This is a genomic window from Streptomyces sp. KR55 (assembly GCF_052245645.1).
GTDB classification, from domain to species: domain Bacteria; phylum Actinomycetota; class Actinomycetes; order Streptomycetales; family Streptomycetaceae; genus Streptomyces; species Streptomyces flavusporus.
Genome location: NZ_JBQQCE010000555.1, coordinates 1 through 5918 on the forward strand (window position 1 = coordinate 1; position 5918 = coordinate 5918).

The 5918-nt window shown below is 72.7% G+C and carries 5 protein-coding genes; 3 read left to right on the plus strand and 2 right to left on the minus strand.

What is annotated here, in order from left to right; translation table 11 throughout:
* Positions 1-190: 190 nt before the first annotated feature.
* Together ACTWQJ_RS45085 and ACTWQJ_RS45090 are read right to left on the minus strand one after the other, a co-directional pair.
* Complete coding sequence (locus tag ACTWQJ_RS45085; RefSeq protein WP_443312184.1) at positions 191-1519, minus strand: nucleotide sugar dehydrogenase; 1329 nt, start codon at positions 1517-1519, stop codon at positions 191-193.
* A gap of 63 nt (positions 1520-1582) precedes the next feature.
* Positions 1583-3031, minus strand: a complete 1449-nt coding sequence (locus ACTWQJ_RS45090) for a glycosyltransferase family 4 protein (RefSeq protein ID WP_443312185.1) — start codon at positions 3029-3031, stop codon at positions 1583-1585.
* 38 nt (positions 3032-3069) lie between these two features.
* Here ACTWQJ_RS45090 and wecB point away from each other — a divergent pair, with 38 nt between their 5' ends.
* The 3 genes from wecB to ACTWQJ_RS45105 all read left to right on the plus strand — a co-directional run.
* On the plus strand, positions 3070-4158 hold the full coding sequence (gene wecB / locus ACTWQJ_RS45095) for a non-hydrolyzing UDP-N-acetylglucosamine 2-epimerase (RefSeq protein ID WP_443312186.1): 1089 nt from the start codon (positions 3070-3072) through the stop codon (positions 4156-4158).
* Positions 4151-4780, plus strand: a complete 630-nt coding sequence (locus ACTWQJ_RS45100) for a class I SAM-dependent methyltransferase (RefSeq protein WP_443312187.1) — start codon at positions 4151-4153, stop codon at positions 4778-4780. The genes wecB and ACTWQJ_RS45100 overlap by 8 nt, the downstream gene beginning before the upstream one ends.
* A partial coding sequence (locus tag ACTWQJ_RS45105) for a hypothetical protein (protein ID WP_443312188.1) occupies positions 4780-5918 on the plus strand: 1139 nt, incomplete at its 3' end. The genes ACTWQJ_RS45100 and ACTWQJ_RS45105, both read left to right, overlap by 1 nt.

The window sequence follows — 5918 nt, forward strand, 5'->3', positions numbered from 1 at the left end:
CCCTCGACGTCCGGGCGTGGTTCCACCCCGCGGGCGGTGAACGGCGCGGCGTACACGACCCGGTGGCCGCGCTCCGTCAGGGCGGCGATCTCCCGGTGCAGTATCCGCGCATCCTCGGGATGGTGGACGACGGTGACCACGAGTATCCGCATCAGAGCAGCACCTTTCGGCTCCGCCTCGAACAGGACCGCTACAGCACCTCGACCCCGGGCCGGAATATCCGCCCCCGGGTGTCGAACAGCAGGCGGGCCGCGTCGGAGAGGGCGGGCAGGTCGTAGGAGGAGTGGTCCTGGAGCAGGATCGTCAGGTCGTGGTCGGCCAGGGCGGCCATCAGGTCGTCGACGCGGGGGACGGGCACGTCGTCGACGCTCCACTCGCGGACATGGGGGTCGTGGAACGAGACCTCGGCCTCCCGCTGCCGCAACAGCCGGGCCACCGGCACGGCCGGGGTCTCCCGCTGGTCGGCGACGTCGGGCTTGTAGGTGACCCCGAGCAGCAGCACGCGGGAGCCGTGCAGGGGCCGGCCTGCGGTGTTCAGGAGGTCCTGGGCGCGGCGTACGACGTACTCCGGCATCCGCCGGTTGATCTCCTGGGCGAGTTCGACGAACCGGAACTCGTAGCCGAGCGAGGAACGCACCTTGTACGACAGGTAGTTGGGGTCGATGGGAATGCAGTGCCCGCCGACTCCGGCGCCCGGCCGGAACGCCTGGAAGCCGAACGGCTTGGTGCTCGCGCAGCGGATCGCGTCCCACAGGTCGACGCCCAGCTCATGACTGATGACGGCGAGTTCGTTGACGAGGGCGATGTTCACGTGCCGGTAGGTGTTCTCCAGCAGCTTGGCCATCTCGGCCTCGCGGGTGCCCTTGGCCTGGACGACCGTGTCGACGAGCTTGCCGTAGAAGGCGGCCGCGCGCGCCGCGCACGACGGGGTGCAGCCGCCGACCACCTTGGGTGTGTCGCGCAGCCCGTGCCCGGTGTTGCCGGGGTCGATGCGCTCCGGTGAGAAGGCGAGGGCGAAGTCCTCTCCGGCCCGCAGCCCGGAGACCCGCTCCAGCAGCGGTCGTACGACCTCTTCGGTGGTGCCCGGATAGGTGGTGGACTCCAGTACGACGAGCTGTCCGGGCCGCAGCCGGCCCGCCACCGCGTGGACGGCGGCCGTGACCGCGCTCAGATCGGGCCCGCCGTCCCCGTTGAGCGGGGTCGGCACGCAGATCACCACGGTCTGGGCGCGGGCGAGACAGCCGTCGTCGGTGGACGCGGTGAAGCCGGCCGCCAGCATCCGGCGGACGTCGTCGTCGGACACGTCGTCGATGTGGGAGCGTCCGGCGTTGAGCCCCGCCACCACGCGGGGATCCCGGTCGAGCCCCACGACTCTCAGGCCGACCGTCGCCGCCTCCCGCGCGAGCGGCAGTCCGACGTAGCCGAGTCCGATCACCGCGAGTTCGACGGTGCCGGCCTGTGGAACTTCCCCGAGCGGTTCGCTCTCGTCCCCGAGCGGTTCGGTCTGGTCGGCCTGCATAGGGATTCTCCTCGCCCCGTGGTGGGCACGGATCTGAGGTTGTGGGCGGTCCGGGCTCGCGCCTCAGAGGCAGCCGAGGGCGCGGTACGCCTCGCGGGTCGTCGAGGCGACCCGCGTCCAGGTGCGGTCGCGCGCGACGATCTCGCGTGCGGCCGCTCCCCATTCGGACCGTTTTTCACTGTAAAGGAGGAATTCGATTGCCTCTGCCCAAGTCTGTGGTGATCTGCTTGGGGTGAGCTGTCCGGTCACTCCTGGCTTGACAAGCTCTCTGAGTGCCGGGAGATCACTGGCAGCCACCGGCAGACCGCTCGCCATCGCCTCGACCGGTTTGAGCGGGGTCACCAGCCGGCAGACGCGCTCATCGGTGCGCGGCACCGCGAACACGTCCAGCACCGCATGGAAATCCCGTACTCGGGCATGCGGCACCCGACCGGTGAACAGGGCCGTCCCGTCGGCAAGACCGAGCCGGCCGGCCAGCCGCTGCAGTGCCTCGCGCTCCGGCCCGTCACCCACGATCAGCAGCCGCAGCGGCACCCCGCGACGCCTCAGCTCGGCACCCGCATGGAGCAATGTGCCGATTCCCTCGTGTGGAGTAAGACTGCTGACCGTGCCGACGACGAGGTCGTCCGGCGCGATACCGAGCCGGGCCCGCAGCGGTGCCCCGTCCGGCAGCGGGGCCAGGAACTCCTCGTCCACCGCGTTCGGCACGATCAGGACCCGCTCCTCGGGCACCCCGCGCGCCACGATCTCCGCCTTCATCGCCGCGCCCAGCGTCAGCACCACGTCCGCCTCGCGCATGCAGTGCGTCTCCAGGTCGCGCCGGGCCCGGTACGTCGGGTCGTCGCAGGTCCGCCCCGGGGCCTGCGTCAGCCAGGTGTCCTCCAGGAAGCCGCGCACCTCGTAGACCACCGGCAGCCCGTAGGCCTCGCGCAGGGCCAGCGCCACCCGCCCGTTGCCGTGGTCGGTGGCCGCGTGCAGCACGGCGGGCCTCAGTCGCTCCACCAGCCGGCCCGCCAGCTCGGCGTTGCGGGCCAGCACCGCGGCCTGCCCGTACGGCAGCCATGGCGGCAGCAGCCGGTGCTGCGGTACGCCGCCCACCGTCTGCAGCGGGCCGGCGTCCAGCACCCCCTGCGCCACCGGGAAGCCGATGCGCGTCACGACGTGCGGGTCGAGTCCGGCCGCCCGCTGCGCCTCGGCGATCTTCTGGGTGCGCACGGTGTAGCCGGCGTGCTTGAACGGCAGCCCGTTGGTCACCAGATGAAGCACCCGTCCCGGCACAGGCCGGACCGTACGGGCGGGTGGGGCGGGCACCCGTCCCCCGGATGGAGCAGCGGTCGGCCCGGCCGTCCGGGCGCGGGACGCGAGCCGCCGTTCGAGCGGCCGTACCCGGCGCCGCACGGGCGGCGGCAGCAGCCGTACCCCGAGCAGCGCCGCCCGGACGGGGTCGTGGCGCAGTTCGCCCCACGCCACGGATGCGGCCAGACTGAGCGCACGGGGGATATGACACGACATGCCGCTACGTTATGCGGAAAGAGCGGAGAACGTACGATATGAACGGCCGCGTACTCCACGTCGTCGGCACCCGACCGAACTTCGTCAAGGCCGCGCCGGTCGTCGCCGCGCTGTGCACGGCGGGCTGCGACCAGGTCCTTGTGCACACCGGTCAGCACTACGACGAACGGATGTCGGACGTGTTCTTCCGGCAGCTCGGCCTGCCCGAGCCGGACACCGATCTCGGCGTCGGCTCCGGCAGCCACGCCCGGCAGACGGCCGACCTGCTCATCGCCCTGGAGGGCGAGCTGTCCGCGCGGGATCCCGCCCTCGTGATGGTGTACGGAGACGTCAACTCGACGCTCGCCGCCGCCCTCGTCGCCGCCAAGCTGGGGATACCCGTCGCCCATGTGGAGGCCGGCCTGCGCAGCTTCGACATGACGATGCCGGAGGAGATCAACCGGCGTCTGGTCGACCAGCTGGCCGAGCTGCTGTTCGTCACCAGCCCCGAGGCGGTCGGCCATCTCGCCCGGGAGGGCACCGACCCCGGCCGCGTCCATCTCGTCGGCAACCCCATGATCGACACCCTGCTCACCCATCTGGACCACTTCGACCCGGCCGCCGCCCGCGCCGCGCACGGGCTGCCCGAGACCTACGGCGTGGTCACCCTGCACCGCCCCGCCAACGTCGACGACCCCGAGGCGGCCAAGGCGGCCGCACGCGCCCTGACCGAGGCGGCCCGCCTCACCGACCTCGCCGTGCCACTGCACCCGCGCGGCCGGGCGGCACTCGGCGCCGCGGGCCTCGACGGCGCACCGGGCGTCCACATCCTCGAACCGCTCGGCTACGTCGAGTTCATGAGCCTGGTGCGCGGAGCCGCCGCCGTGATCACCGACTCGGGCGGCGTACAGGAGGAGACCACCGTCCTGGGCGTGCCCTGCCTGACCCTGCGCACCACGACGGAGCGTCCGGTCACCGTCACCCACGGCACCAACCGGCTCGTCGGACACCGCGAACTGGTGCCTGCCCTGCGCAAGGTGCTGGACGGCGGGCAGCCGGCACCCGAAGAGGGCCCGCCACTCTGGGACGGCAGGGCCGGTGCCCGGATCGCCGCCCTCGTCACCCGCTGGCTGGACCACCATGCCTGAACGCCCGCGCACCTACTGGGACACCCGCCACCGCGAACACGACGACCTCGCATCCGGCGGGCACATCGGCCTGGACCGCGCCGGCAACGAGATCTTCTACGCGCTGCGGCTCGGCACGCTGCTCCCCCTGATCGGCGACCTGGCCGACGAGTCGGCCCCGCTGTTCGTGCTCGACGCGGGCTGCGGCAAGGGACACTTCGCCCGCGCCCTGGCCCGGTGCGGCCACCGCGTCGACGCCTTCGACGCGAGCGAGGAGGCCGTTGCGCACGCCCGCGCCGAGGGCGGCGGTCCGCGCTACTCCGTCGCCGCCCTGGACGAGTGGCGAAGCCCCTGGCCGTACGACGTCGTGCTCTGCGTCGACGTCCTCTTCCACGTCCTCGACGACCAGGAGTGGGCGGCAGGCCTGCGCAACCTCGCCTCCCTGGTGCGGATCACCGGACGGCTGATCCTCACCGACGAGGACACCGGGACACGCAGACCGCGCGGCGACTACATCCTGCACCGTCCGACCGCCGAGTACGCCGACGAGCTGGAACGCCTGGGCCTGCGGCACACACTGTTCACCCCGTACGGCTTCCGCGAGAACGAGGTCGGCTTCCACGTCTTCACGAGGACCCGCTGATGCGCCTGACCGATCTGCTCCACCCCCACCTCGACGGCGTCACCACCGTCGTGGACGCCACCGACGGCGGGCTCAACCTCGAGCCCTACCTCCACCTCCCCGACGGCGTCGCCCTGCACCACGGCGAACGCACCGTGGGCGAAGGCGAGTTGGTCATTCTCTCCTACGGCCCCGATCCCGAGCTGCACGGCACCGAGGCCGACTGTCTCGCCGTACTGCAGCGCATGCGGCCCGGCGGCCGTGGCCTGATCGCCTTCGGCCACCGAGGGCCCGAACTGCCCTACCACCGGCTCCTCGACGCCCTGGTGGCCCACCACTGCCAGGTGCTGCGCGCCGCGCCGCTGGACTACGTGCACCTGCACGCGGGTGCGGTGTTCGCCCGCACCGACGAACTCCTGCCGCCCCACGACTGGTTCGGCCGTCCCGTCCCGGCGGAGGGCTTCGCCACCGCGCTGCGGATCGCCGACGAGTACGTCCTCGCCGATCTGGTCTCACGGTCGCTGCGGGCCCGGGTGCTGGACCTGGAACGCACGGTCGAGGAGGCGGAACACGACCGAGGCCCCGCCCACCAGGACGGGCTCGCCGAGCGCCTCGCCGCCGCCGTACGGGAGAAGGAACAGCTGGCGGCCGCGCTGCACGGCGCCCGGGAACGGGTCGGCGTGCTCGAGGCGCGCGTGGCCATGCTGGAGGACTCGACCTCGCTGCGGGTGGGGCGGGCGCTGGTCTCGGCGGCGCGGTCGCCCCGGCGCGGGGCGACAAGGCTGCCACGCGAGTTGTACGGGCTGTGGCGGGGGCGGACGCAGACACGGTCCGCGTCCCCGCGCACCGCGCCGCAGGCGGCGGCCCGGGAGGCGGCACCGGACGGCAGGCTCCACCTCGCCCACCGCGCGTTCGCCTCGACACCCCGGAACCGGTTGGTGATCGCGGGCGTGCTCACCGACTCCACCGCCGCGGACTTCGCGGCGGACGCCGTGGTCAACCGGGCGCTGCCGCACGACGGGCGGCTGATCGTGCAGCGCACCGACCCGGACGCCCTGGTCGTCCAGCTCAGCGCCTGCACGGGCGACGGGCCCTGGTCGCTCACGGGCACCGGACTCGCCCCCGACCTGGACCGGAAACTGGCCGAACTGCTCACCGA